This window comes from Jannaschia seosinensis (genome assembly GCF_001408515.1).
Lineage (GTDB): Bacteria > Pseudomonadota > Alphaproteobacteria > Rhodobacterales > Rhodobacteraceae > Jannaschia > Jannaschia seosinensis.
Window position 1 is genome coordinate 69,028 of the sequence record NZ_CYPR01000228.1, and the last position, 24,046, is coordinate 93,073.

Sequence of the window (24,046 nt, forward strand, 5' to 3'; positions counted from 1 at the left end):
ATGGCCCTGCGGCGCGGCATCGCGGGCGTCTGCCTCGCCGGGCTGCTCGCGGCCTGCGGCTTCACGCCGGTCTACGGCCCCGGCGGCGAGGCGGCGGCGCTGCGCTCCGCGATCGTCGTGACCGAGCCCGATACGCGGATCGAGTTCGCCTTCACGCGGCGCTTCGAGGAGCGTCTGGGCCAGCCCGGCAACCCGCGCTACGCGCTGATCTACACGCTCCTGATCGAGGAGACCGGGCTGGCGATCGACGATTCGAACAATATCGAGCGCTTCAACATCGAAGGCGTTCTCGACTGGGCCCTGATCCCCGAAGGCGCCGATGCGCCGGTCCTGACGGGACAGGAAGTCAGCTTCACCGCCTATTCCGCCACCGGCTCCACCATTTCCACGCTGGAGAGCGAGCGGGACGCGGAGCGCCGGCTTGCCGCGATTCTGGCCGATGCGGTCGTCACGCGGCTGCTGGCCGAGGCGGCGATGCTGGCGCCATGAACCTGCGCGGCGCGGCGGCCAATGCGTTTTTCGCCAAGCCCGACCCGGGGACGGCCGGCGCGCTGATCTACGGCGCCGATGCGATGCGCGTGGCGCTCAAGCGCCAGGAGCTGATCGCAAACCTCACCGGCCCCGCCGCCGATGAGGAGATGCGCCTGACGCGCCTGTCCGCGGCGGAGGCGAAATCCGACCCGACCGCCGTGCTTGACGGGCTGAAGGCGGTGGGGTTCTTTCCCGGCCCGCGCGTGGTCTTCGTGGACGGCGCGACCGAGGCGCAGGCCGCGCCCCTGATCGCCGCGCTGGACGGCTGGGCGCCGGGCGACGCCGCTTTGGTCGTGACGGCGGGGGCGTTGCGCAAGACATCGAAGCTGCGCAAGACGTTCGAGGCGCATCCCAAGGCGGCCGCGATCGGCATTTACGACGAGCCGATGGGGCGCGACGAGATCGACGCCGCCATCGCCGCCGAAGGACTGGTTCTCGATACGGCCGCGCGGCGCGACGTGGAGGCGCTGGCCCGGCTGCTCGACCCCGGCGATTTCCGCCAGACCCTGACGAAGATCGCGCTCTATGCCGGCGGCGAGCCGGTCACCTCCGAGGCGGTCGCCGCGATGGCCCCTGCGACGGTGGATGCCGATATAGACGAGATCATCGCCGCAGCCGCCGAGGGCCGGGCCGACGCGATCGGGCCGTTGATGCAGCGTCTGGGCGGACAGGGCGTCGGCGCGGTGCAACTCGTCATCTTCGCCACGCGCCATTTCCAGCAGCTTCACGCGGCATCGGTCGGTGGCGGGGCCGGATCAATCCGCCCGCCGCTTTATGGCCCCCGTCGCGATGCGGCGGAGCGGCAGACGCGGGAATGGGGCACGCGGCGGCTGGAGGCGGCGCTGGCCGTGCTGATGGAGACCGACCTGACCTTGCGCTCCGCCTCGCGCGCGCCGCAGGTCGCGGTGATGGAACGGGCATTGATCCGGCTGGCCATGATGGTGCGCGGACAGGGCGGGTGATGTGCCGGTTGCGCGGTCGGTAAGAAGCCACGCGATGCGGCTCCTTGAGGAGCACGGCGGTGCCGTTCAACCGGCCTGAAGCCGCGCCCCGGTCCCTCGAGGCTGTTGCGATGTCGCCGCTTGACAGGCTTCCGGTGCTGGAGATCGTGGGGGAGGGGTCGCTCTTCGTTTCGGTCGCCATGATGATCTTCCTCGCGGATCGCCACGGAGCGTTCACCCATCCGGCGGGCACCTATCCGCGTGCGCGGCAGGACGCGCTGACCAACACCATTCTCGAGACGTTCGATGCCGTCCTGTGGGACTATGCCAAGCACAGCTTCGTCCTGCCGGAGGCGCGGCGCGTGCCGGAAATCAAGGACAGCCTCAGATGGCAGTTCGCGCGACAAGCGCAGGCGATGGCCGACCTCCACAAGGGCGGGCCGTTCCTGATGGGGGCGGACCCGTTGGTTCCGGATTTTCTGCTGGCGCATTGCTGCGGCTGGGCGGCGGGGCTGAAGATGGACCTGCCGGACGATCTGCGGACGCACATGAACGCGATGCGCGCGCGTCCCGCCTTCCGCCGCGCACTGGCCCACGGGGCGCAGTGACGCGGGCCAGAGGTCGGGGGCGGTGCTGTGTCTAGCGCCCGGACCGAGGCCTTGCGCGGGACTCGGCGTCCTGCGCCCAGCTGGCCGCGTGCCGCCCGGCCCAGAGGCCGGTGGCGAGGCACGCGGTCAGGAGATAGCCGCCCGTCGGCGCCTCCCAATCCAGCATCTCTCCGGCGGCGAACGTTCCGGGGCGATGCCGCAGCATCAGGCCTCCGTCGAGCGCATCCCAGCGCAGCCCCCCGGCAGTCGAGATCGCCTCGTCCATCGGGCGGGGACCGGCCAGCGGGACGGGCAGAGCCTTGATCCGCCCGGTCGGATCGGCCGGCAGCGGCCCGCCGAATTCCCGTAGCAGCGCGATCTGGACCGGGTCGAGGCGCAGCGCCTTGCGCAGATGCTCCGACAGGCTGCGCTTGCCCCGCCGGGCGAGGCGTTCGCGCACCGCACCCGCATCGAGATCCGGCTTGAGGTCGAGCGCCAGCGGCGCCCCGTCGCGCAGGCGCGGCGTGAGGGGATAGAGCCCGCCACCCTCGATGCCCGCCGCAGAAATCGTAAATTCGCCGCGATGCGTGGTGCCATCGACGATCAGCCCGGTATTCTTGACCGCCGCGCCGAAATGGCGCGCCATGTGCAGGGACCAGTCGACCCGGAAGCCCACATTGGACGGTGCGAATGGCGCAACCTGCGCCGAAAGCTCTGGAAATTCCGCCCATAACCCGTCGGAGCCGAGCCGCCGCCACGACGCCCCGCCGAGCGCCAGAACCGTCGCATCCGCGGCGATTCGCGTGCCGTCCTCGAAGGCTAGGGCGGCGCCGTCCCAGCCCGTCCACCGCGCGCGGCGATGTAGGCGAACGCCCAGCCCCTCGAGCCGCGCAAGCCACGCGCGCAGCAGCGGGGAGGCTTTCATTGCTTCGGGAAAGACCCGCCCAGTCGAGCCCACGAACGAGGGCTGGTCCAGCCCATCCATCCACGCCCGCACCTCCTGCGGACCAAACACCTTGATCATCGGGGTCAGTTCGCGGCAGCGATAGGCGGTGGCAAAGTCCTCCTCGATTCTGGAGATGTTGAGGCCGGATTTCCCGGCCATCAGAAATTTGCGCGCCGGGCTCGGCATGCGGTCGAACACGTCCACCGCGCATCCCGCCGCCGCCGCTGCCTCCGCCGCCATAAGCCCGGCGGGGCCGGCGCCGATTACGGCGACGGTTGCTCTGTCATCGCGGGAAACCATCTTTGGGGGCATGACGCAGACGATCCCGGAGGGCAACGCCATCGATCCCGACACGGACCTGCCGCTTTGCGCCTTGTGCGAGCGCCCGATTCCGCCGGAGGCGAAGCAGAGCCTGCACCACCTGATCCCCAAGTTGCGCGGGGGAAAGGGCGGCCCGGTCGTTCTGGTGCATCAGATCTGTCACAACGAAATCCATACCAGCGCCTCCGAGGCGGAACTGGCACGGATCTGGAACACGCCGGCAGATCTGCGGCGGCATCCGCGTCTCGAGAAATTTATCAAGTGGGTGCGCAAACGCCCGGCGAATTTCCACTCCAAGACCCCCGGCGCGCGCCGGGGGTGGAAGCGGCACTAGGCTGCGCGCGTCACTTCACGAACGGCGCATCCTCGCCCCAGACTTCGACCACTCGCGCATCGCGGCCGCACCCTTCGCGGTAGCGCGTGTAGGCCACCGATTTCGGCACCGCGAACCCGACCGACGAGAAGGCGATACGGTCGTCGGACTTGTAGTAATCCTGATGATACTCGCCGACGGGATAGAACTCGGAGGCGTCGCGGACGGGTGTCACGATCTCCTGCCCCAGTTCCTCTTCGGCCGCGGCGACGGCGGCCTCGGCGACCGCACGCTGCTCGGGTCCGTCGGTGAAGATCGCGGTCGTGTATTCGAGGCCCCGGTCGCAGAATTGCCCGCCCGCATCGAGCGGATCGACGGAGCGCAGGAACAGGTCGACGATCTGGCGATAGCTGATCACGCTTTCATCGAAGGGGATGCGGACGACTTCGATATGGTCGCCGGACCGACCATATTCCGGATCGGGCGTGGTGCCGCCGGAAAACCCGGAAACGACATCGCCCACGCCCTCTACGCTTTCGAAATCGGCTTCGACGCACCAGAAGCAGCCACCCGCGACGATCGCGGTTTCGGCCTGCGCGGGCGCGGTGGCGGAGAAAAGGGGGAGGGCCAGAAGGGCGAGGCTTGGAAAACGGGTCATGAGATCTCCTTTGGCTCGCAAACGCGCCGGACGCCAATGACGTTTCCTCACAACAACGTCAGCGCAGCCACCGAAACACCAAAGGCGCGCAGGTGATGACGAGGACGATCCGCGCGACGTGGTGGACGACGATGTAGGCCACATCCGCTTCCGCCATGATTACGATCACCGCCATTTCGGCCTGACCGCCGGGCGAAAACGCGAGGAATGCGTCGAGCGGCGGCGCGAGACCGGCCAGAAGCACGACCTCGGCGAAGATCACCGCGAGGACGGCGAGGATAGCCCCGTGCCCCAGCCCCGCCAGAAGGAAGCGCCGGACTTCGGCGAGCGTGATGCCGGAATATTTCACGCCGACCACGATGCCGATAAAGAATTTCGCCGCCTGAATGGCCTCGGCCGGGGGACGGTGGGCGATCACGCCGCCGAGGCTGAGCGCGGCGGCGGCGATCATCGGACCCAGGATCGAGGCGCCGAACCGGCCCACCGCCTTGGCCGCGCGCCAGCCGACAAGGCCTGCGGCGACCATCGCGGCCAGCTCTCCCGGCGGCAGGGCGGTCACGGGCGCGCCCGGTGCACCGGTGAGGTTCACCCCCTGCGTCAGCGTCAGGACCGTCGGGACGATGGCGACGATCAGCAGGACGCGCGTGGCGTGCAGAAGCGACAGCGCACGGGGCTCGCCCCCCGCCTCCTCACCGAACAGGAGCATGTCCTGCTATCCGCCCGGCATCGCAGCATAAAACGCGGTGGCCGGGTCAAAGCCGCAGATCCGGCGCATATACGGGTAACCCGCCGCCCCCGCGACCAGCAAAAAGATCGGCGCGAGCGTGAGCGACAGGGCCATCGCCGGTATCTGGCCCAGCACGGCCGGCGTGATCGAGGCCCCGACCGCAACGCCGAGGATGCCGCGCATCGCATCGGTCAGCGGGGCATAGGCCGACAGGCGCAGACCGGCGAGCGCGCAGACGAGGCAGGCGAAGAGCGGTCCGAGAAGGAAGGGAAGCGGCAGACCAAGAGCCCGGAACGGCACCACTCCAACCGCGCCGATGAGGAGGGTGCGCAGGAGGTTGAGCAGCGCGGTCACGCGCCCCGGCCGCGAGCGGCGCCGGATACGGACGGGCCCCGAACTTGCCGGCGCTTCGCCGCAACCTTGCGATCAGGCCGGGTCGGCCCTTGGCAATGGGTCCGGCAGGCAACGCCGCAAGGGAAGCCGGGCCGGCTCCTCCGGAGGGGATCCGGCCCAATACGCATTTCGCTCAGCCTTGTTTCACCCGCCGGTTCCGGTTCGCCACCAGCTTCAGGCGAAGCGCGTTGAGGTGGATGAACCCCTTCGCGTCGCGCTGATCGTAGGCACCGGCATCCTCCTCGAAGGTCACATGCGCTTCGGAATAGAGCGAATGGTCCGACCACCGCGCAACCGTCCGCGCCGACCCCTTGTAGAGCTTGACGCGCACCGTGCCGGAGACGTGCTCCTGCGACTTGTCGATCAGGGCCTGCAGCATCTCGCGCTCGGGCGAGAACCAGAACCCGTTATAGATCAGCTCCGCATAGCGGGGCATGATCGAATCCTTCAGGTGGCCCGCGCCGGCATCCAAGGTGATCTGCTCGATCCCGCGATGCGCCTCCAGCAGGATGGTGCCGCCGGGTGTCTCGTAGATGCCCCGCGACTTCATGCCGACGAAGCGGTTCTCCACAAGGTCGAGGATCCCGACACCGTGTTTTCCGCCCAATTCGTTGAGCCGCGTCAGGATGGCGGCGGGCGACATGGCTTCGCCATCGATCGCCACCGCGTCGCCTTTTTCGAAGGTGATCTCGACCATCTCGGGCGTGTCGGGCGCATCTTCGGGGCGCACGGTCCGCTGAAGCACGTAATCGGGCGCCTCTTCGGCCGGATCCTCGAGAACCTTGCCCTCCGAAGAGGTGTGCAGAAGGTTCGCATCGACGCTGAACGGAGCCTCGCCGCGCTTGTCCTTGGCGATCGGGATCTGGTTCTTCTCGGCGAAATCGATGAGCCGCGTGCGCGACGTCAGATCCCATTCCCGCCAGGGCGCGATGACCCGGATGTCGGGGTTGAGCGCATAGGCGGCCAGTTCAAACCGGACCTGGTCATTGCCCTTGCCGGTCGCGCCATGGGCCACGGCATCGGCGCCTTCCTCGGCGGCGATCTCGACGAGGCGCTTGGAGATCAGCGGCCGCGCGATGGAGGTGCCGAGAAGATACAGCCCTTCGTAAAGCGCATTGGCCCGGAACATGGGGAAGACGAAATCACGGACGAATTCCTCGCGCAGATCCTCGATATGGATCGAGGCGGCGCCCATCATCTCGGCCTTGCGGCGCGCAGGCTCCAGTTCCTCTCCCTGACCCAGATCGGCGGTGAAGGTCACCACCTCGCAGCCGTATTCCGTCTGCAGCCATTTGAGAATGATCGACGTGTCCAACCCGCCCGAATAGGCGAGCACGACTTTCTTGGGCGCATCCATGCGGTTTTCTCCGAGTTTCCCGCAAAGGGCGTAGGCCATCGCTCCACGCCCCGCAAGCGGCCGCCAGAATCAGTCCGCCCGCTCGCGCTCCATTTCGGGGGCGGCTTCCAGTTCGGCGCGCGTCATCGACAGGCCGAGGAACCAGTCATCCATGTCGCCGGGCTGCCGCACCGGGCGCAGGCCGCTCCATTCGATGGACACCTCCTTTTCGCCCATGCCGAGGAAGCCTCCGACATCGACCACGGCCGCCTCGAGCGTGCCGTCGACGCCGATCAGCAGGTCGCCGATCTCGCCGACCTCCTCCCATCCGTCGACCATGTCCGGCGAAATCGGCTCCTCCGTCGGCATCTCGTTCGGGGTGATGTGAATCTCGGTGCCGATCAACGTGGTGGCGCGGTAGGTGTCGCCATATTGCGGCGCCTCGTCGATGGCGGGGCTGTCGCCGTGGGTCTCCGCGGCCACGGGGCCTGCGGCAACGAGAAGGGCGGCGGCGAGGATTCGGGTGGGGATCATGTCTGTCTCTCCGTGTTCGCAGATGCGATGCCGGGTGAACGCGCCGCGCATGCGCCCGTTCCCGCGACGTTGACGACCGTCGGACCTACCCCTATCCGGATCGTCACCCGAGGGAGAAACCGCGATGCTGGGCTGGGTTCTGTTCAAGGACGCGATCACGACGATCCTGGCGCGGCTCGACGTGGCGCTGCGCATGTCCGTGCTGCCCTACGGGTTGGCGGCGGCCACGACGGTGTGGCTGCGGCTGGCCTATCCCGATCTCGTGGGGGTGGCGGATTTCGGCATGGAGATGTCGCCGCCGGCCGGATTTGCCTGGCTGGTCATTCTCGATTTGTGTGCAAACGTCCTCGCGCTTTTGTGGATCTCGGTCGGCTGGCACCGGTATGTCCTGCTGGGCGAGCGGCCGACCGGCTGGGCGCCGCCGTTTCATGGCGGCCGGATCCTCGGGTATCTGGGGCGATCCCTGATGGTGGGGGCGGTCGCGCTTCTGATCGGTCTGGCGGTGGTGGTGGGGCTTTCGGTCTTTCTGGTCCCGCTCGGGGGTCCGAGCATGATGCCGGCCGTCGTCGCGGGCGGGTTTCTCGCGGGCGTGGTATTCTTCTACCGGATGGGGCTCCTGCTGCCGGCCTTCGCGGTCGATGCGCGGATGTCCCTCAACGAGGCGCTTGCCGCCACCAAGGGGCGGGCGACGGCGATCGCGGTGCTTGCGCTCTTGTCGTTCGGGCTGGTCTACGGCCTGCAGCTTCCGCTGGTCGTCGAGGGATATCGCGGCCTGATCACGATCCTCTACGAGATCGTCATGGGCTGGATCGTCCTCATCACCGGGGCCGGGGTGCTGACCTCGCTCTATGCAAGCTTCGAAGGCCGCTCCGATGACTGATTTCGCCGCGGGCGCCGAGGCCGCGACGGCGGCGATGCGCGACCTGTTCGCGCCCACGCCCTGCGCGCGCAACGACTATCTCTCCGACCGGTTCGGCGCCGATATCTGGCTCAAGCGCGAGGATCTGACGCCCGTGCGCTCCTATAAGCTGCGCGGCGCCTTCAACGCGATGCGCAAGCTGCCCGGTGGGCGCGTGGCCTGCGCCAGTGCGGGCAACCACGCGCAGGGCGTGGCCTGGATGTGCCGGCATCTGGGCGTCGCCGGCACGATCTTCATGCCGGTCACCACGCCCGGACAGAAAATTGACAAGACCCGGCTCTTTGGCGGCGAGCATGTCGAGATCGTCCTGACGGGCGATTTCTTCGACGCCACGCTTGCCGCCGCGCAGGCCCATTGCGCCGAAACCGGGGCGCATTTCCTCTCGCCGTTCGACGACGACCGCGTGATCGAGGGGCAGGCCTCCGTTGCGGTCGAGATGCTGGAGCAATGCGGCGGCCCGCCCGACATGCTGGTGGTGCCGGTGGGCGGCGGCGGCCTGTCGGCGGGCATGCGCGCCTATCTGCGTGCGGTCGGGCAGATGCCGGAAATGCGGTATGTGGAGCCCGCCGGCGGCGCGAGCTTTTCCGCCGCGCTCGCCCATGGAGGGCCGGTGACGCTCGATGCGCTCGACGGGTTTGTCGATGGCGCGGCGGTGGCGCGGATCGGGGTGCGGCCCTTCGAAATCCTGCGGGACGTCTCGCCCGACCACCTGCTGCGCGTGCCTGAGAACCGCATCTGCATCACCATTCAGGAGCTCCTGAACACCGAAGGCATCGTGCTGGAGCCGGCCGGCGCCCTGGCCGTCGATGCGTTGCGCGACCTTGCTCCCGAAATCGCCGGCCGCCGCGTCGTATGCGTGACGACCGGGGGCAACTTCGACTTCGAGCGTCTGCCCGAGGTGAAGGAACGCGCGATGCGGTTCGCGGGGCTGAAGAAGTACTACGTGCTGCGGATGCCGCAGCGGCCCGGCGCGCTGCGCGACTTTCTCGACATCCTCGGACCCGGGGACGACATCGCGCGGTTCGAGTATCTCAAGAAATCCGCGCGCAATTTCGGCAGCGTCCTGATCGGGATCGAGACGACCGAGCCGGAGTCCTTCGCGCGGCTGGAGGCGGAGATGGACCGGCGCGGCTTCGCCTGGCGCGACCTGACTGCGGACCCGACGCTGGCCGATCTGCTGATCTGACGCTTTGGGCGGCGTCGCGATCCGCGCGCCTCTACGCAGCCAGTTCGTCGGTCGACAGTTCCGCACGGGTGCGGTCGAGCAGGTCGCGGAGGCGCTGCGCGATCGTGTCGGCATCATGCGACTCGCCCGCATCCGTCTCGAATCTCCCCGCGGCCTTCACAAGCCCTTCAAGCCCGAGATCAAGGGCCCCGTTGCGCAGGGAATGCAGTTCGCGGGCACATTCCTCTGGCGGAAGGCCGACGGCAATCCGTTCGATCGTGGCCGCCGCCTCCTCGTAATACATGGCGAGGACGAGGCAGAGATCGTCGGCCCCGATTTCGCTCTCAAGCTCCGCTATCCTGTCGCGATCGATCATGTCCGCACCATCGCGGCCGGACCCTAACCGCACCTTAACGCCGCGCCGCGCGATGGCGCGAATTCGCGCCTTCATCCGATGTTAAGAATCAGGCGCCATCTGAAGCGGCGGCAGACGGAAGGCGACATGTATCACAGGCACCCGGATATTTCCGCCTCGAGGCGGCCGCCCGAAGCGCGGGCCCGGCACCGGGCGCTTGTGGTCAGTGGCAGCGCGGCGCAGCGTCGGCTGCTCGCGGTGGTCCTGCGGCAGATGGATCTCGACGTGGTCACCCTGTCCTGTGCGGGTGAGGCGCTGCATTATTGCATGACCGAGGAGGGCTGCACCGTGCGCCTGATCCTCAGCGACTGGCAGATGCCGATCATGGACGGGCCCGACTTCTGCAAGGCGTTCCGGGGTCTGGTTCGCGACGATTATACCTATTTCATCCTGATGACGTGCGAGACGGACCGGCGCGTAAAGGCGCAGGGGCTTCAGGCCGGGGCCGACGACTTCGTCACGCGGCCCATCAATATCGGTGAGTTGCGGGCCCGGATCTCCACGGCCAAGCGCATTCTCGATATGCAGGAGGCGCTTCAGCACCGCAATTATGAGGTCAAGACCGCTCTGGAGGACCTGCAGGCGCTGCATGATGCGCTCGACCGCGATCTGGCCGAGGCGCGCAGATTGCAGCGCGCCTTCATTCCTGCCCGGCACCTGAGCAATCCGGGCTATGCGCTGTCGCTCCGGCTCGTCACGTCGGGGCAGGTCGGCGGCGATCTCGTCGGCCATTTCCCCATTTCCGACACCGAAGTGGGGCTCTACTCCATCGACGTCGCCGGCCACGGCGTCGCGTCGGCTCTGCTGACGGGGCGGCTGGCGGGGCTCTTCTCGGGCAAGGCCTGGCGCGGCAACATCGCCTTCCGCTCCGATGGCCGCGGCGTCCATCCGCCCGAAAAGGTCATGCACCGCCTCAACGATTTCATGCTCCAGGAGATGACGTCCGACATCTATTTCACCGCCGTTCTGGCCTATGTCGACATCGTGACCGGCGCGGTGCGGCTGTGCCAGGCGGGGCATCCCCATCCCCTCATCCGGCGGGGCGAAGGCACGATCGAGCGGGTCGGACATGGCGGCCCGCCGGTCGGGCTGCTGCCCGGCACCACGTTCGAGCGGGTGACCTTCGACCTTGAGCCGGGCGATTCGCTGCTGACCTATTCCGACGGGTTGACCGAATGCACGGATACCTGGGGCGACATGCTCGAAGAGGAGGGACTGATGGCCCTGCTCGCGCGGATTCCACCGGATACGGAGGCGGCGGTCGAGGAGTTGGAGGCCGCCCTGCGCACCCATTCCGGCATCGTCGATTTCGCAGACGACATCTCGATGCTCCTGTTTCGCTACGACGGTTTACCGGAGGCTGCGACCGCCTGACCGGCCTCGCGCCCGCATCCAACGCTCCAGGATGTGCCGCCCGCCCGCGCTGGCAAGCCGGTCGAGCGCTTCGTCCGGACTGCACCACATCACCGTGTGATGCGGCTCCGACGGCGGCCCGACGCGCAGGCCGACACGCCCCTGATAGATGTGGCAGACCTTCTCGGCGTGCATCCGGTATTCCGGCATCCACCTGTAATCGCGGAACGCGCCCAGATGGCGGATGATCTGCGCCGTATGGCCGGTTTCCTCCCGGATTTCACGCAGCAGGGCCGGCAGCGCCGCCTCTCCCGGATCGATCCCGCCCCCGGGCAGTTGCACGTCCGGCCCCTCGTCGGTTTCCTGCACCGTCAGCAGCAGGCGCGGCCCGCGCGTCAGGATCGCATAGGCCCCCGGCCGGCGGCGCCAAGGCACGGCGGGATCGGGCGGATGGCCGAAACGGCGGATCATGTCGGGCCTCCGAAGCATGGGGACAGGGGGGTTGGTCGCGGGCTGTCCATTCCTATATCGACCCGGTAATGCCAGTCTCGCGCATGCCGCGAAAGCCCCGCGCCATCCGGGCCGGGCAAGCGAAGGACCTCCGCCATGACCGACGCCACGACCCATCTCTGGGACGACACCGTTCTGCCATTCCAGCTCGACAGCGCCGATATCCGCGGCCGGATCGCGCGCCTTGACGGCGTGCTCGAGGAGGTGCTGGCCCAGCATGATTACCCGCCCGCAATCGAGGCGCTGGTGGCCGAGATGGCGCTTCTGACGGCGCTGATCGGGCAGACCATCAAGCTGCGCTGGAAGCTGTCGCTGCAGGTGCGCGGCGACGGCCCGGCGCGCCTGATCGCGACCGATTACTATGGCCCGAGCGAGGATGGCGCCCCCGCCCGCATCCGCGCTTATGCCAGCTACGACGCCGACCGGGTGGCGGAGACGGAGCAGCCGTTCGACCTCGTGGGCCAGGGCTATTTCGCGATTCTCATCGATCAGGGCCGCGACATGGCCCCCTATCAGGGGATCACGCCGCTGGCCGGCGGGTCGCTGTCGTCCTGCGCCGAAACCTACTTCGCCCAGTCCGAGCAGATCCCGACCCGCTTCGCGCTGGCCTATGGCCGCTCGACCGAGGCGGGCCAGGGCGAGCAATGGCGCGCGGGCGGCGTGATGTTGCAGCACATGCCCAAGGCGTCCCCCTTCGCCGCCGGCTCCGGCGATACGGGCGGGTCGGGCGAGGGCGGGCTGCTGACTGCCGAAGACATCCTCGACGCCGATGACGGCGAGAACTGGAACCGGGCCAACATCCTGCTCGACACGACCGACGAGCTGGAGCTGATTGGCCCGTCCGTCGCGCCGACCGACCTTCTGGTGCGCCTGTTCCACGAGGAGGGGCCGCGCGTCTTCGATCCGCAGCCGGTCCGCTTCGGCTGCACCTGCTCGGCTGATCGCGTGCGCCAGAGCCTGTCGATCTACTCGGCCAAGGACATCGCCACGATGACCACCGACGAGGGCCGCGTCACCGCCGATTGCCAGTTCTGCGGCGCGCACTACGAATTCGACCCCGCGACGCTGGGCTTCGAGGCGACGAAGGCGCCATGAACGCCGATGCGCTCAGGGCGGCGCTGGCGCGCCCGGGCGCGCCGTCCTCGGATTTCGACCTGAACCCGGACGTGATCCTGCCGGGCCGCCGCATCCTGCGCGATGCGGCGGTTCTGGTGCCGTTTCTCGAGACCGGATCGGGCCTGCGCATGATGCTCACCAAGCGGTCGAGCCGGCTGAAACATCATCCCGGCCAGATCGCCTTTCCCGGTGGCAAACTCGAACCGGGCGAGGATGCCGAGACCGCCGCGCTGCGCGAGGCGCAGGAGGAGGTGGGCCTGCCGGGCGCCGAGATCCTCGGGCAATTGCCGAGCCACGAAACCGTCACCGGGTTTACTGTCACGCCGGTCGCCGCGCTGATCGCGCCGTTCGATCCCGTGCCCGAACCGGGCGAGGTCGCCGAGGTCTTCACCATTCCGGCGGCGCACGTCCTGGTCCCCGGCAATTTCGCGGTGGAGCGGCGGCAGTGGAAAGGGAACTGGCGGCACTATTACACGGTGCCCTATGGTCCCTACTACATCTGGGGCGCGACGGCCCGGATACTCAGGGGGCTGGCGGATCGGATCGATGCAGATCGGGGGTGACTGGCTCGAGGCGGCGGCGACGCAGGCCGTGTTCGCGGCGCTCGGCGATGCCGGGCACCGGGCGCTGGCGGTCGGCGGCTGCGTGCGCAATGCCGCGCTGGGGGCCCCGGTCAGCGATATCGACATCGCCACGGATGCCCACCCCGAGCGGGTAATGGAACTGGCCCGGAACGCGGGCCTGAAGGCGGTGCCGACCGGCCTCGACCACGGCACGGTCACGCTCGTCTCGGGCGGTATCCCGCACGAGGTCACGACCTTTCGCCGCGACGAGGCGACCGACGGCCGGCATGCGATCGTGGCCTTCTCCGACGACGTGGCCGAGGATGCGGCGCGCCGCGATTTCACGATGAACGCGCTTTATGCCGAGGCTGACGGGACCGTGATCGACCCGCTCGGCGGGCTGCCCGACCTGCGCGCCCGGCATGTCCGCTTCATCGGCGATCCCGCGGCGCGGATCGCGGAGGATTACCTGCGCATCCTGCGCTTTTTCCGGTTCTCGGCGTGGTACGGCGATCCCGCGCACGGGTTCGACGCCGAGGGTCTGGCCGCCTGTGCCGAATTGCAGAACGGCCTCGCCCGGATCAGCGCGGAGCGGATCGGCCACGAGATGCGCCGCCTGCTCGCCGCGCCCGACCCCGCGCCCGCCTTGGCGGCGATGGCACAGACAGGCATCCTCGCCCGCATCCTGCCGGGGGCGGATGCGGCGGGGATCGCGCCGCTGGTCCATCTGGGGGCGGAGGGCTGGATCGCGCGGCTGGCGGCTCTGGGCGGCGATCCGTCGGGCCTGCGCCTGTCGAAGGCGGAGGCCCGCAAGCTGGAGCAGGTCGGCGGCGCGGCGCGGGATGGCACCGCGTCCTTCGCGTTGGGCGACATGCTGGGGGCGGAGGCCGCGCGCGACGCGCTTCTGGTCCGTGCGGCCCTGACCGGAGCGGCACCGACGCCCGATGCCTTGGCGGCGGCGCGGGCCGGGGCCGAGGCGGCGTTTCCCCTGAACGCGGCGGACCTGATGCCCGACCTGACAGGGCCCGCCCTCGGCGCGGGGCTCGACCGCGCCCGCAGGATCTGGCGCGAGCGGGAGGGGCGGGTGGCGCTGGCGGAACTGATCGCCGCCGCGAAAGCCTGAGCCGCGGCCTGCGGCGTGGCTTTCCGCGCGGGCGGGTCTATATGGCCGGGACAGCCCCGGAAGCCTTTCATGTTTCGTTTCTTCGAGTCTCTCGTCGACCCATATGCCCATCAGGCGGAGGGCGACACGCCCCCCTCCCGGCTCTGGCCGTTCCTGAGGGACTATTCCCGGCCGTTCAAACGGGTCTTCGCCTATGCTGCCGCGGCTGCCGTGACTGTTGCGGTCGTGGAGATCTGGCTCATCTTCTACATGGGCCGCCTCGTGGACCTGCTGTCGGCATCGACGCCGGGCGCCTTCCTCGCCGACCACGGGTGGGAGCTGGTCCTCGTCGCGCTCTTCATCCTCTTCGGCCGTCCGGCGCTGCAGGCGGTCGACGTGCTGCTTCTCAACAACGCGATCCTGCCGAATTACGGCACGCATATGCGGTGGCGCGCGCATAACCACGTCCTGCGCCAGTCGGTCGGCTGGTTCGAGAATGACTTCGCGGGCCGGATTGCCAACCGGATCATGCAGGCCCCGCCCGCCGCCGGCGAGGCGGTGTTCCAGGTCTTCGACGCCATCACCTTCGCGCTGGCCTATATCATCGGCGCGGCGTTCCTGCTGGCGGGGGCCGATCCGCGCCTCGTCCTGCCGTTGCTGGTCTGGCTGGTGCTCTACGGGTTTCTCGTGCGCTGGACGGTCCGCAGGGTCGGCCCCGCCTCCAAGGCCGCGAGCGACGCGCGCTCGATGACGACGGGCCGCGTGGTGGACGCCTATACCAACATCCATTCGGTCAAGCTCTTCGCCCATGAGGGGCAGGAGCTGGGCTATGCCCGCGAGGCGATCGAACAGACACGCCAGACCTTCCAGCAGGAGATGCGGATCTTCACGATCATGGACGTCTCGCTGGTGCTGCTGAACGGTCTTTTGATCGTGGGCGTGGTCGGCTGGGCGCTTGCGCTGTGGGTCGGGGGCTCGGCCTCGGTGGGCGTGGTGGCGGCAGCGACGGCGCTGGTGCTGCGGCTCAACGCGATGACCGGCTGGATCATGTGGGCGCTGACGTCGTTCTTTCGCTCGCTCGGCGTTGTGGAGGAGGGGATGGAGACCATCGCCCAGCCCATCCGCCTGCGCGACGCGCCCGACGCCGAGCCGCTCAGGCTGCACGAGGGCGGGATCGCGTTCCGGGACGTGACCCACCATTACGGCGGCGCGCAGGGCGGCGTCACCGCCCTCAGTCTGAACGTGAAACCGGGCGAAAAAGTCGGCCTGATCGGCCGCTCCGGGGCGGGCAAGTCCACCCTCGTCAAGCTGCTCCTGCGGTTTTACGATCCCGAACAGGGCACGATCGAGATCGACGGCCAGGACATCACCCACGTCACGCAGGAGAGCCTGCGTCATGCCATCGGGATGGTGCAGCAGGATTCGAGCCTCCTGCACCGCTCGGTCGCCGAGAATATCCGCTACGGCCGCGCCGGGGCGGATGACGCCGAGATCGTCGCGGCCGCGAAGAAGGCCGAGGCGCATGATTTCATCCAGAACCTCTCGGATGCCGAGGGCCGCGCGGGCTATGCCGCGCGGGTCGGCGAGCGGGGCGTGAAGCTTTCGGGCGGGCAGCGCCAGCGCATCGCCCTCGCCCGCGTGATCCTCAAGGACGCGCCGGTCCTCGTGCTCGACGAGGCGACGTCGGCGCTCGATTCCGAGGTCGAGGCCGCGATCCAGGATACGCTCTACGGCATGATGGAGGGCAAGACCGTCATCGCCATCGCGCACCGCCTGTCGACCATCGCCGCGATGGACCGGATCCTCGTCATCGACGACGGTCGTATCATCGAGGAGGGGGCGCATGACGATCTGCTCGCCCAGGGCGGGCTCTACGCCTCCTTCTGGCGCCGGCAATCGGGCGGCTTCATCGACACGCGGGCCGCGGATGCGGCGGAGGCGGCGGAATGATCCGCGCCGCCGCCGACCGCTTCGCCACCGCGATTACGCCCTTCGCGCATGCCGAGGGGCCGCCGCCGCGCACGCTGGGCAAGTTCTTCGTCTGGTGCCTGTCCGGGGCGTGGACGCCGCTGGTCGTGGCGTTCGGCGTCTCGGCGGCCGCGGGCGCGACCGAGGTCGCCACCGCCTTCTTCCTCGGCGCCGTCGTCGACAGCGTCTCGGGCGAGACGACCGGATACCTTGCGCGCAATGCCGGGTTGCTGGCGCTGTTCCTCGTCTTCTACCTCGTCGTGCGGCCGCTGATCTTCGGCACCTCGGCGGCGTTCAACGGGATTGCCGTCGCGCCCAATGTCTATCCGCTGGTCCAGTCGCGCCTGCACCGCTGGACCATGGGACAGGCCGTCACGTTCTTCGACGACGATTTCGCCGGCCGGATCGCCGCAAAGCAGATGCAGACCGCCCGCGCCGTCACGGACGTCACCAGCGAATTCATCAACGTCGTGGCATTCGCGCTCGCCTCGCTGATCGGGTCGGCCATCCTGATGCTGGCGATCGACTGGCGGGTGGCGCTGGCGCTGGCGGTCTGGCTCGTCGGCTATTTCGCGATGTTCCGCTTCTTCATGCCGCGCATCCGCACGCGGTCCAAGGCGCGGGCGGCGGCGCGGGCCATGGTGACGGGGCAGGTCGTCGACACGATCACCAACATCAAGACGGTCAAGATCTTCGGCCATGCGGCCCACGAGGATCGCAACGCCCTCGATGCGATGGGCTGGCTGCGCGGCAAGGCGCTGGCCTTTGGGCGCATGTCCACCGCCTTCCGGTTTTCGCTGATGTTCGTGGCGGGGCTGCTGCCGATCCTGATGATCGGGGGCACGGTGCTGTTGTGGCGCATGGGCGAGGCGGGCGCGGGCGACATCGCCGCCGCCGGCGCCATCTCCTTCCGGCTCAGCCAGATGACCGGCTGGGTCAGCTTCACGCTCATGGCGCTCTATTCCAACGTGGGCGAGGTCGAGGACGGGATGAACACGCTCACCCCGCGCTGGACCCTGACCGACGGTCCCGATGCCCGGCCCCTGCCGAAGATCGCGGGGGATCTGCGGCTCGACGGCGTGCGCTTCACCTATGGGCGCGATGCGGGCGGTCTGCGCGGCGTGGACCTGCATGTGCGGCCGGGCGAGAAGCTGGGCATCGTGGGGGCTTCGGGCGCGGGCAAGTCGACGCTCGTGGCGCTCATCCTGCGGCTTTACGACCCCGAGGCGGGTGCCGTCCGCGTCGACGGCCACGATCTGCGCGATGTCACGCAGGACAGTTTGCGCCGTCAGATCGGGATGGTCACGCAGGAGACGGCCCTGTTCAACCGCTCGGCGCGCGACAATATCCGCTACGGCGATCCCGACGCGACCGAGGAGCAGGTCGAGGCCGCCGCCCGTGCCGCGGAGGCGCATGACTTCATCACCGGCCTGCGCGACCACAAGGGCAATCGCGGCTATGACGCCATGCTGGGCGAGCGGGGCGTAAAGCTTTCGGGCGGCCAGCGGCAGCGCATCGCCCTCGCCCGCGCCATCCTCAAGGACGCGCCGGTCCTCGTGCTCGACGAGGCGACGGCCGCTCTCGATTCCGAGGTCGAGGCGTCGATCCAGATCGCGCTGGAGCGCGTGATGGAAGGCAAGTCCGTCATCGCCATCGCGCACCGCCTGTCGACCATCGCCCGCATGGACCGGATCGTCGTGCTCGAGGACGGGCGGATCGTCGAGGAGGGCACCCATTCCGAGTTGCTCGCCGCCGAAGGCACCTATGCCCGCTACTGGAACCGGCAGTCGGGCGGGTTCATCGGCGCCGACGAATTGGCGGCGGAGTAGGGGCCCGACGTGCCGTTTTCGCAGACTGCAAGGCGATTACCCATGGGTAATTGGCGCAAGGATCTGAATGGTCGGGACATTATTTCGGGGTCCCGATAAGACCCGCCCAAGGTCCCGCGTCATCGCGCATGGTCAGCGGCGCCGAAGCATGGCAGGAGGCGGCGCATGCCGGACGCGCCCGAAAGCCATCTCATCACCCAGCTCGGCCATCGCGGCGACGGAATTGCGGCGGGGCCGCTTTACGTCCCCCGCACCCTGCCGGGCGAAATCGTGCGCGGCGAGGTCGCGGGCGACCGCATCCCCGACCCGAAGATCGTCACGCCGTCGCCCGACCGTGTTGCGCCGCCTTGCCCGCATTTCCGCCGCTGCGGGGCCTGCGCGCTGCAGCATGCGGATGACGGCATCGTCGCCGGTTGGAAGGCGGAGGTGGTGCGCGCCGCTTTGGCCCGTGCGGGGATCGCGGCGGAAATCGCATCGGTCGAGACCTCGCCCCCGAACACGCGCCGGCGCGCGGCTCTGGCCGGGCGGCGCCTGAAAAAGGGAGCGCAGGTCGGCTTCCACGTCCGCGCCTCGGAGGAGATCGTCGCGATCCCCGAATGCCGCGTGCTGCGCCCCGAAATCGTCGCGGCCCTGCCGGTGCTGGAGGCGGTCACCCGGATCGCCGCGCCGCGCGGCGTGGCCGTCACCCTGCATGTGACGGCGACGGAGACGGGCCTCGACCTCGCGATCGACACGCCGAAGCCGATGGGCACGCAGGAGACCATCGCCCTCGCGCCGCTGGCGGCCTCCTTCGCGCGCATCACCTGGAACGGCGAGTTGGCGTTGCAGCAGGCGCCGCCCGTGATCCGGCTGGGCGCGGCCCCGGTCACGCCGCCGCCGGGCGCGTTCCTGCAGGCTACGGCGGAGGGCGAGGCGGCCTTGGTCGGCGCGGTGACGGCGGCGGTCGGCGGCGCGCGGCGCGTCGTCGATCTGTTCGCGGGCTGCGGGACGTTCACCTTCCCGCTGGCCGCCCAGATGCCGGTTCATGCGGTCGAGGGGGACCGGCCCCTCGTCGCCGCGCTCGAAGGCGGCGCGCGGCAGGCGCGGAGCCTCAGGGCGATCACCGCCGAGGCGCGCGACCTGTTCCGCAACCCGCTCCTGCCTGCGGAACTGGAGGCCTTCGACGCGGCGGTGATCGATCCGCCCCGCGCGGGCGCCGAGGCGCAGGTCGCGCAGATCGCGGCCTCGGGGCTCGGGCGTCTCGCCTTCGTGTCCTGCAATCCCGGCACCTTCGCGCGCGACGCCGCGACGCTGGTTTCGGCGGGTTGGCGCATGGGGCCGGTCACGGTGGTGGATCAGTTCCGCTGGTCTCCCCATATCGAACTCGTCACCACCTTCACCCGTAGCCGAGACGTCTCTCCATGACCGCCTTTCGCGCCCGCCTTGCGGCCTTTCTCGAACGTTCCGCCGTGCAGAACACGATCATCGCGGTCATCCTCGTCAACGCCGTCGTTCTGGGGATGGAGACGGTGCCCGCCGCGATGGCCCAGTTCGGGCCGATCCTGGTGGCGGTCGATTTGGCCTGCCTCGCATTCTTCGTGATCGAACTCGCCGCCAAGATGGTGGCGCAGGGCCTGTCCTTCTGGCGGCGCGGCTGGAACCTGTTCGATCTGACGGTGGTGGGTATCGCGTTCATCCCGGCGGCGGGGCCTCTGTCGGTTCTGCGGGCGCTGCGGATCCTGCGGGTGCTGCGGATCGTGTCGGCCTTCCCGCGCCTGCGCCGGGTGGTCGAGGGCTTCGTCACCGCGCTGCCGGGCATGGGCAGCGTGTTCCTGCTGATGGCGATCCTGTTCTATATCGGCGCGGTCATCGCCACCGGCCTGTTCGGCGCGACCTTTCCGCAGTGGTTCGGCGATCTGGGCAACTCGGCCTATTCGCTGTTCCAGATCATGACGCTGGAATCGTGGTCGATGGGGATCGTGCGTCCGGTGATGGAGGTCTATCCCTATGCTTGGGCGTTCTTCGTGCCGTTCATTCTGATGACGACGTTCGCGGTGGTGAACCTGCTGGTGGGTCTGATCGTGAACTCGATGCAGGACGCCCATGCCGAGGAGAGTGTGGCGGCGACGGATGCTTATCGCGACGAGGTGCTGGAGCGGCTGCGCACGATCGAGGAGCGGCTGGAGCAGAAACCCTGAGGCCCGTCAGACCCATTTCCCCTTCCGCCGCGGGCGGATTCGTCGGGGAAAGAACTTGGCCGTCGTCCAGGAGATCAGCTTGACATCCATCCAGAACGTCCGGTGCCTCTGGTAGAGCAGGTCCAGCGCCGCCTTGCGGGGGATGCAGACGCGGATGTATTCGCGCTCCGTCTCCTCGGGGGTGTCGCAGGCGGACAGCACGCGTTCCTCATGCGGCGCGTAGATCAGGCTGGCCAGCCCGGTGACGCCCGGCCGCGACTTCAGCACCTCGCCGTAGAGGTCGGGGAACATCTCGACATAGCGGCGCAGCGGAGGACGGGGGCCGACGAAGCTCACATCGCCCCTGAGGATGTTCCACAGCTGCGGCAGCTCGTCGAGGCGGCGCCGCCGCAGCGCCCGCCCGAGCGGCGTGATCCGCGCCGATTTGTGCCCGCCGGTGACGCCGGCATCGGAGGGATCCGCCTCCATCGTGCGGTATTTCCACAAGGTGAAGGATTGCGTCGGGCTGCGCATCCGCTCCGACCCGTAGAAGATCGGGCGCCCCTGCTGGCGCCAGACCTTCCACGTGACGACAACGATGACAGGCGCGAGAAACGCCATCAGGTAGATCGAGAAGAGGATGTCGAAGAGCCGTTTTCCCGGCGTCATGGCGGAACCCGTCCGGATTTCGGATCGCGCTGCCCTGCCGTGAAGCCGTTGCAGATTCAAGACACATACCGGCCCCATGTCGCCGATCCGCAACGCTCCGCCTTTCGGTCGCCGCGGGGAACGGGCATGAAGGCGGCGAAACGGGGCGAGAGAGGGCGTCATGTCGATCATCAGGACCGTCACGGCCACCTTCGCCGCGCTCTCCGTCGGAATGGCCGCTCCGGCGGGGGCCGAATTCCGCCCGATCAACAGCTACGGCGTGCCGGGCCTGGTCGACATGCCCTCGGCGCAGATGCAGCCCGATGCGGAGCTGACGACGAGCATCGCGATCCTGTCGAACGAGGCCGGCCGCGTTCAGGTCGCCTTCCAGTTCACGCCCCGCCTGCAGGCGCTGTTCCGCTATGCCACGATCCCCGACTTCCTCGGCGACGGGCGCGGCGGGTTCGACCGGACCTACGACCGCAGCTTCGATCTGCGTTACCAGTTCCTGACCGAGACGGCGCGTCGTCCGGCGGTGACCGTGGGCGTGCAGGATATCGGCGGCACCAGCCTCTATGCCGGCGAATACGTCGTCGCCACCAAGACGCTGGGCACGCGCTGGACGGTGACGGGCGGCATCGGCTGGGGCCGGTTCGGCACGCGCGGCGGTTTCGACAACCCGCTCGGCGTGCTCGACGACCGCTTCGACGACCGCGGTGAGGTCGATTTCGGGAGGGGCGGCAATGTTCAGGTCGACAACATCTTCCGCGGCGATGCGGCCCTGTTCGGGGGGCTGCAATACCGCTGGGACGACCGGCTGACGCTGAACGCGGAATATTCCTCGGACGCCTACGAGGAAGAGGAAGCGCGCGGTATCTTCGAGGCGGAGACGCCGCTGAATTTCGGGCTCGACTACCGGATCAACGACGGTGCCCGGCTGGGGGCCTACGTGCTCAACGGCGCGGAGGTCGGCATGACGCTGCAACTCGCGCTCAATCCCAAGCGGGCCCCGCAGGGAAGCGGGCGCGAGGGTGCTCCCGTTCCGGTGACGCTGCGCCCCGCGCGCGCCGAGGCGCCGGAGCTGTGGCGCACCGACTGGGCGCAGGGCGAACGCGTGCCGCAGGCCACGCGCGCCGCGCTCGACCAGGTGCTGGAGGCGCAGGGCCTTGACCTCGTGGCGACGCGGCTGGAGCCCGCGCGCGCCGAAATCCGCTTCGTGAACCGGACCTATCCCGACATGGCGCAGGCCATCGGCCGGGCCGCGCGGGCGGCGACAGCGGCGCTGCCGCCTTCGGTCGAGACGCTGGTCCTCGTGCCGCTGAACCGCACCGGCATCGCGGGCGACGCCGTGATCCTGAGCCGCAGCGACATCGAAGCCCTCGAGAATGCGCCCGACGGCGTCGCGCGGATCCAGGCGCGCGCCCGGAGCGTCGATGTCGCCACGCTGGGCCGTGCGGGCCTCGTCCTGCAGGAGGAGGCCTATCCGCGTCTGAACTGGAACATCGGCCCCTACGTCTCGCTCAGCACCTTCGATCCCGATAATCCGATCCGCGCCGATCTGGGCGTGTCTTTGTCGGCCGGGTTTCAACCGCGTGCCGGCGTGTTGTTCGAGGGGGCCGTGAACCAGCGGGTGATCGGCAACCGGGACCAGGACACGCGGTTCAGCCCCTCCGAGCTGCCTCGCGTGCGGACCGATACCAACCGATTTGCGCAGGCCGACGGGCCGTTCATTCCCTATTTGACCGGCAACTACTTCTTCCGCCCGGGCCGCGATCTCTACGGTCGTCTGACCGCCGGTCTGCTGGAGCGGCAGTATGGCGGCGTTTCGGCGGAAATGCTGTGGATGCCGGCCGCGTCGCGCTTTGCCCTCGGGGCCGAGGTCAACAGCGTGCGCCAGAGGGACTTCGACATGGGTCTGGGCTTCCGGGATCTCGATGCCACCACGGCCTTCGTGACCGGCTACTACAACCATGGCGGCGGCTATCGCAGCCGGCTCGACGTGGGGCAGTATCTTGCCGGCGACCAGGGCGCGACCTACCGGCTATCGCGCGAATTCGCCAATGGCTGGCAGGTCAGCGCCTATGCCACCAAGACCAACGTCACCTCCGATGAGTTCGGCGAGGGCAGCTTCGACAAGGGCATTTCCCTGTCGATCCCGCTCGGCTTCTTCACCGGCGAGGTGTCGCGGCGGCGGTTGAGCACGACGATCCAGCCGATCCTGCGCGATGGCGGCGCGCGGCTTTCGGTGCGCAAGCGGCTCTATCATCTGGTCAGCGACCAGTCGGAGCCGGAACTCACCTCGGATTGGGGGCGGATATGGCGATGAGCATCTGGAAGGGCGCCTGCCTTGCCGCGGCGCTGGCGCTTGCGGGCTGCAGCTCGGAACCGGACAGGGGCGACGACAGCGCGCTGACCGTGGCCTTCCGCACCATCGCGCAGCGGATATCTGGCACCGGGCCCGTCGATGTCCGCGAGACGCTGACGGCCGAGCAGATCGCCGCTTCGCGCGCCTCGCTGATCCTCGTGGTGGTGGAGCGGACGGATCGCGGCCTCACTCTTGCGCCCGTCGCCGCGAATCGCGGCACCGTGCAATGGACCGACGCCGAGGGCGGCGGGCTGCTGACCCGTGACGGAATCCTCGTCGGTACGCGCGGCTTCGGCTTTGATCTGCTGACGGTGGATGCCGCGCCGCTTCGCCGGGCGCTCGCCTCCGGGAGCGGCACGGACCTTCTGAGGATCGAGCGGGTTCTCGGCGGCGAGGGCGTGGTCCTGCGCGAGGATTACCTTTGCGACCTGACCCCGGTGGGAAGCGAGGTTCTCGATTTCTACGGCACCCGCTACGCAACGCGAATCCTTGAGGAACGCTGTGTCCCCGTCGAGCCGGGCGGTGCGGAATTCGTCAATCGCTACTGGCTCGACCAAGAGGGCGTCGTGCGGCGGTCGAAACAACGCGTCACGCCCGAGATCGGGTTCCTCCGCATCGACCGTTTGGCCGATTGAGGCTGCACTTGCGGC

23 protein-coding genes and 1 pseudogene are annotated in these 24,046 nt (G+C 68.8%); 16 read left to right on the forward strand and 8 right to left on the reverse strand.

Annotated elements, in window-relative coordinates; all coding sequences use genetic code 11:
* The 3 genes from lptE (at position 1) to JSE7799_RS17240 (ending at position 2,080) form a co-directional block, all read left to right on the forward strand.
* Complete coding sequence (lptE, locus tag JSE7799_RS17230; protein ID WP_055664704.1) at positions 1 to 489, forward strand: LPS assembly lipoprotein LptE; 489 nt, start codon at positions 1 to 3, stop codon at positions 487 to 489.
* Positions 486 to 1,493 carry a DNA polymerase III subunit delta gene (gene holA, locus JSE7799_RS17235; RefSeq protein WP_055664705.1) on the forward strand — a complete coding sequence of 336 codons (1,008 nt, stop codon included), beginning with the start codon at positions 486 to 488 and terminating at the stop codon, positions 1,491 to 1,493. Before lptE ends, holA begins: the two co-directional genes overlap by 4 nt.
* A 110-nt stretch (positions 1,494 to 1,603) precedes the next feature.
* A complete protein-coding gene (locus tag JSE7799_RS17240) occupies positions 1,604 to 2,080 on the forward strand; it encodes a glutathione S-transferase family protein (RefSeq protein ID WP_222101803.1) in 477 nt (158 codons plus the stop codon).
* A gap of 31 nt (positions 2,081 to 2,111) precedes the next feature.
* On the opposite strand, the gene JSE7799_RS17245 is transcribed toward JSE7799_RS17240, so the two are convergent.
* Positions 2,112 to 3,305 (reverse strand): TIGR03862 family flavoprotein, encoded by a 1,194-nt coding sequence (locus tag JSE7799_RS17245; protein ID WP_055664707.1) that lies wholly within the window; start codon positions 3,303 to 3,305, stop codon positions 2,112 to 2,114.
* 10 nt (positions 3,306 to 3,315) lie between these two features.
* Between JSE7799_RS17245 and JSE7799_RS17250 the strand changes: the two genes are divergently transcribed.
* A complete protein-coding gene (locus tag JSE7799_RS17250; RefSeq protein WP_055664708.1) occupies positions 3,316 to 3,660 on the forward strand; it encodes a hypothetical protein in 345 nt (114 codons plus the stop codon).
* 10 nt (positions 3,661 to 3,670) lie between these two features.
* On the opposite strand, the gene msrA is transcribed toward JSE7799_RS17250, so the two are convergent.
* The 4 genes and pseudogenes from msrA to JSE7799_RS17270 form a co-directional block, all read right to left on the reverse strand.
* Complete coding sequence (msrA, locus tag JSE7799_RS17255) at positions 3,671 to 4,297, reverse strand: peptide-methionine (S)-S-oxide reductase MsrA (protein ID WP_055664709.1); 627 nt, start codon at positions 4,295 to 4,297, stop codon at positions 3,671 to 3,673.
* A 58-nt stretch (positions 4,298 to 4,355) separates the two neighbouring features.
* Positions 4,356 to 5,378, reverse strand: a pseudogene (locus JSE7799_RS17260) (AbrB family transcriptional regulator).
* A 172-nt stretch (positions 5,379 to 5,550) separates the two neighbouring features.
* The gene (locus tag JSE7799_RS17265) at positions 5,551 to 6,774 is read right to left on the reverse strand and encodes an argininosuccinate synthase (RefSeq protein ID WP_055664747.1); all 1,224 of its coding nucleotides are present in this window, start codon (positions 6,772 to 6,774) and stop codon (positions 5,551 to 5,553) included.
* A gap of 69 nt (positions 6,775 to 6,843) precedes the next feature.
* On the reverse strand, positions 6,844 to 7,287 hold the full coding sequence (locus JSE7799_RS17270; RefSeq protein WP_186201993.1) for a PRC-barrel domain-containing protein: 444 nt from the start codon (positions 7,285 to 7,287) through the stop codon (positions 6,844 to 6,846).
* A 124-nt stretch (positions 7,288 to 7,411) separates the two neighbouring features.
* Between JSE7799_RS17270 and JSE7799_RS17275 the strand changes: the two genes are divergently transcribed.
* A complete protein-coding gene (locus JSE7799_RS17275; RefSeq protein WP_055664711.1) occupies positions 7,412 to 8,167 on the forward strand; it encodes a hypothetical protein in 756 nt (251 codons plus the stop codon).
* On the forward strand, positions 8,160 to 9,392 hold the full coding sequence (gene ilvA, locus JSE7799_RS17280; RefSeq protein WP_055664712.1) for a threonine ammonia-lyase IlvA: 1,233 nt from the start codon (positions 8,160 to 8,162) through the stop codon (positions 9,390 to 9,392). The genes JSE7799_RS17275 and ilvA overlap by 8 nt, the downstream gene beginning before the upstream one ends.
* Before the next feature lie 31 nt (positions 9,393 to 9,423).
* On the opposite strand, the gene JSE7799_RS17285 is transcribed toward ilvA, so the two are convergent.
* Complete coding sequence (locus JSE7799_RS17285) at positions 9,424 to 9,822, reverse strand: Hpt domain-containing protein (RefSeq protein ID WP_055664713.1); 399 nt, start codon at positions 9,820 to 9,822, stop codon at positions 9,424 to 9,426.
* Between the two features lie 51 nt (positions 9,823 to 9,873).
* On the opposite strand from JSE7799_RS17285, the gene JSE7799_RS17290 reads away from it, so the two are divergent.
* A complete protein-coding gene (locus JSE7799_RS17290) occupies positions 9,874 to 11,160 on the forward strand; it encodes a PP2C family protein-serine/threonine phosphatase (protein ID WP_055664714.1) in 1,287 nt (428 codons plus the stop codon).
* Here JSE7799_RS17290 and JSE7799_RS17295 read toward each other — a convergent pair.
* Positions 11,137 to 11,610: an NUDIX domain-containing protein gene (locus JSE7799_RS17295; RefSeq protein WP_055664748.1), complete on the reverse strand. Its 474-nt coding sequence runs from the start codon at positions 11,608 to 11,610 to the stop codon at positions 11,137 to 11,139. The two genes, JSE7799_RS17290 and JSE7799_RS17295, sit on opposite strands and share 24 nt — an antisense overlap.
* 135 nt (positions 11,611 to 11,745) lie before the next feature.
* On the opposite strand from JSE7799_RS17295, the gene hslO reads away from it, so the two are divergent.
* The 7 genes from hslO (at position 11,746) to JSE7799_RS17330 (ending at position 20,404) form a co-directional block, all read left to right on the forward strand.
* Positions 11,746 to 12,744 carry an Hsp33 family molecular chaperone HslO gene (gene hslO, locus JSE7799_RS17300; protein WP_055664715.1) on the forward strand — a complete coding sequence of 333 codons (999 nt, stop codon included), beginning with the start codon at positions 11,746 to 11,748 and terminating at the stop codon, positions 12,742 to 12,744.
* Positions 12,741 to 13,328, forward strand: coding sequence for an NUDIX hydrolase (locus JSE7799_RS17305; protein WP_055664716.1), 588 nt, complete (start codon positions 12,741 to 12,743; stop codon positions 13,326 to 13,328). The genes hslO and JSE7799_RS17305 overlap by 4 nt, the downstream gene beginning before the upstream one ends.
* Positions 13,312 to 14,451, forward strand: coding sequence for a CCA tRNA nucleotidyltransferase (locus tag JSE7799_RS17310; RefSeq protein ID WP_055664717.1), 1,140 nt, complete (start codon positions 13,312 to 13,314; stop codon positions 14,449 to 14,451). The genes JSE7799_RS17305 and JSE7799_RS17310 overlap by 17 nt, the downstream gene beginning before the upstream one ends.
* 69 nt (positions 14,452 to 14,520) lie before the next feature.
* A complete protein-coding gene (locus JSE7799_RS17315; RefSeq protein ID WP_055664718.1) occupies positions 14,521 to 16,380 on the forward strand; it encodes an ABC transporter ATP-binding protein in 1,860 nt (619 codons plus the stop codon).
* Positions 16,377 to 18,227, forward strand: a complete 1,851-nt coding sequence (locus JSE7799_RS17320) for an ABC transporter ATP-binding protein (RefSeq protein ID WP_055664719.1) — start codon at positions 16,377 to 16,379, stop codon at positions 18,225 to 18,227. The genes JSE7799_RS17315 and JSE7799_RS17320 overlap by 4 nt, the downstream gene beginning before the upstream one ends.
* Before the next feature lie 165 nt (positions 18,228 to 18,392).
* A complete protein-coding gene (locus tag JSE7799_RS17325) occupies positions 18,393 to 19,631 on the forward strand; it encodes a class I SAM-dependent RNA methyltransferase (RefSeq protein ID WP_055664720.1) in 1,239 nt (412 codons plus the stop codon).
* On the forward strand, positions 19,628 to 20,404 hold the full coding sequence (locus JSE7799_RS17330; protein ID WP_055664721.1) for an ion transporter: 777 nt from the start codon (positions 19,628 to 19,630) through the stop codon (positions 20,402 to 20,404). The genes JSE7799_RS17325 and JSE7799_RS17330 overlap by 4 nt, the downstream gene beginning before the upstream one ends.
* A 6-nt stretch (positions 20,405 to 20,410) precedes the next feature.
* On the opposite strand, the gene JSE7799_RS17335 is transcribed toward JSE7799_RS17330, so the two are convergent.
* Positions 20,411 to 21,052 carry a sugar transferase gene (locus tag JSE7799_RS17335; RefSeq protein ID WP_055664722.1) on the reverse strand — a complete coding sequence of 214 codons (642 nt, stop codon included), beginning with the start codon at positions 21,050 to 21,052 and terminating at the stop codon, positions 20,411 to 20,413.
* 160 nt (positions 21,053 to 21,212) lie between these two features.
* Between JSE7799_RS17335 and JSE7799_RS17340 the strand changes: the two genes are divergently transcribed.
* A complete protein-coding gene (locus JSE7799_RS17340) occupies positions 21,213 to 23,357 on the forward strand; it encodes a YjbH domain-containing protein (RefSeq protein ID WP_055664723.1) in 2,145 nt (714 codons plus the stop codon).
* Complete coding sequence (locus JSE7799_RS17345; protein WP_186201995.1) at positions 23,354 to 24,031, forward strand: YjbF family lipoprotein; 678 nt, start codon at positions 23,354 to 23,356, stop codon at positions 24,029 to 24,031. The genes JSE7799_RS17340 and JSE7799_RS17345 overlap by 4 nt, the downstream gene beginning before the upstream one ends.
* Positions 24,032 to 24,046: the final 15 nt, after the last annotated feature.

Coding starts and splice junctions, on each gene's coding strand:
- lptE (WP_055664704.1), top strand. CDS start 1: ATGGCCCTGCGGCGCGGCATCGCGGGCGTCTGCCTCGCCGGGCTGCTC.
- holA (WP_055664705.1), top strand. CDS start 486: ATGAACCTGCGCGGCGCGGCGGCCAATGCGTTTTTCGCCAAGCCCGAC.
- JSE7799_RS17240 (WP_222101803.1), top strand. CDS start 1,604: ATGTCGCCGCTTGACAGGCTTCCGGTGCTGGAGATCGTGGGGGAGGGG.
- JSE7799_RS17245 (WP_055664707.1), bottom strand. CDS start 3,305: ATGGTTTCCCGCGATGACAGAGCAACCGTCGCCGTAATCGGCGCCGGC.
- JSE7799_RS17250 (WP_055664708.1), top strand. CDS start 3,316: ATGACGCAGACGATCCCGGAGGGCAACGCCATCGATCCCGACACGGAC.
- msrA (WP_055664709.1), bottom strand. CDS start 4,297: ATGACCCGTTTTCCAAGCCTCGCCCTTCTGGCCCTCCCCCTTTTCTCC.
- JSE7799_RS17265 (WP_055664747.1), bottom strand. CDS start 6,774: ATGGATGCGCCCAAGAAAGTCGTGCTCGCCTATTCGGGCGGGTTGGAC.
- JSE7799_RS17270 (WP_186201993.1), bottom strand. CDS start 7,287: ATGATCCCCACCCGAATCCTCGCCGCCGCCCTTCTCGTTGCCGCAGGC.
- JSE7799_RS17275 (WP_055664711.1), top strand. CDS start 7,412: ATGCTGGGCTGGGTTCTGTTCAAGGACGCGATCACGACGATCCTGGCG.
- ilvA (WP_055664712.1), top strand. CDS start 8,160: ATGACTGATTTCGCCGCGGGCGCCGAGGCCGCGACGGCGGCGATGCGC.
- JSE7799_RS17285 (WP_055664713.1), bottom strand. CDS start 9,822: ATGAAGGCGCGAATTCGCGCCATCGCGCGGCGCGGCGTTAAGGTGCGG.
- JSE7799_RS17290 (WP_055664714.1), top strand. CDS start 9,874: ATGTATCACAGGCACCCGGATATTTCCGCCTCGAGGCGGCCGCCCGAA.
- JSE7799_RS17295 (WP_055664748.1), bottom strand. CDS start 11,610: ATGATCCGCCGTTTCGGCCATCCGCCCGATCCCGCCGTGCCTTGGCGC.
- hslO (WP_055664715.1), top strand. CDS start 11,746: ATGACCGACGCCACGACCCATCTCTGGGACGACACCGTTCTGCCATTC.
- JSE7799_RS17305 (WP_055664716.1), top strand. CDS start 12,741: ATGAACGCCGATGCGCTCAGGGCGGCGCTGGCGCGCCCGGGCGCGCCG.
- JSE7799_RS17310 (WP_055664717.1), top strand. CDS start 13,312: ATGCAGATCGGGGGTGACTGGCTCGAGGCGGCGGCGACGCAGGCCGTG.
- JSE7799_RS17315 (WP_055664718.1), top strand. CDS start 14,521: ATGTTTCGTTTCTTCGAGTCTCTCGTCGACCCATATGCCCATCAGGCG.
- JSE7799_RS17320 (WP_055664719.1), top strand. CDS start 16,377: ATGATCCGCGCCGCCGCCGACCGCTTCGCCACCGCGATTACGCCCTTC.
- JSE7799_RS17325 (WP_055664720.1), top strand. CDS start 18,393: ATGCCGGACGCGCCCGAAAGCCATCTCATCACCCAGCTCGGCCATCGC.
- JSE7799_RS17330 (WP_055664721.1), top strand. CDS start 19,628: ATGACCGCCTTTCGCGCCCGCCTTGCGGCCTTTCTCGAACGTTCCGCC.
- JSE7799_RS17335 (WP_055664722.1), bottom strand. CDS start 21,052: ATGACGCCGGGAAAACGGCTCTTCGACATCCTCTTCTCGATCTACCTG.
- JSE7799_RS17340 (WP_055664723.1), top strand. CDS start 21,213: ATGTCGATCATCAGGACCGTCACGGCCACCTTCGCCGCGCTCTCCGTC.
- JSE7799_RS17345 (WP_186201995.1), top strand. CDS start 23,354: ATGAGCATCTGGAAGGGCGCCTGCCTTGCCGCGGCGCTGGCGCTTGCG.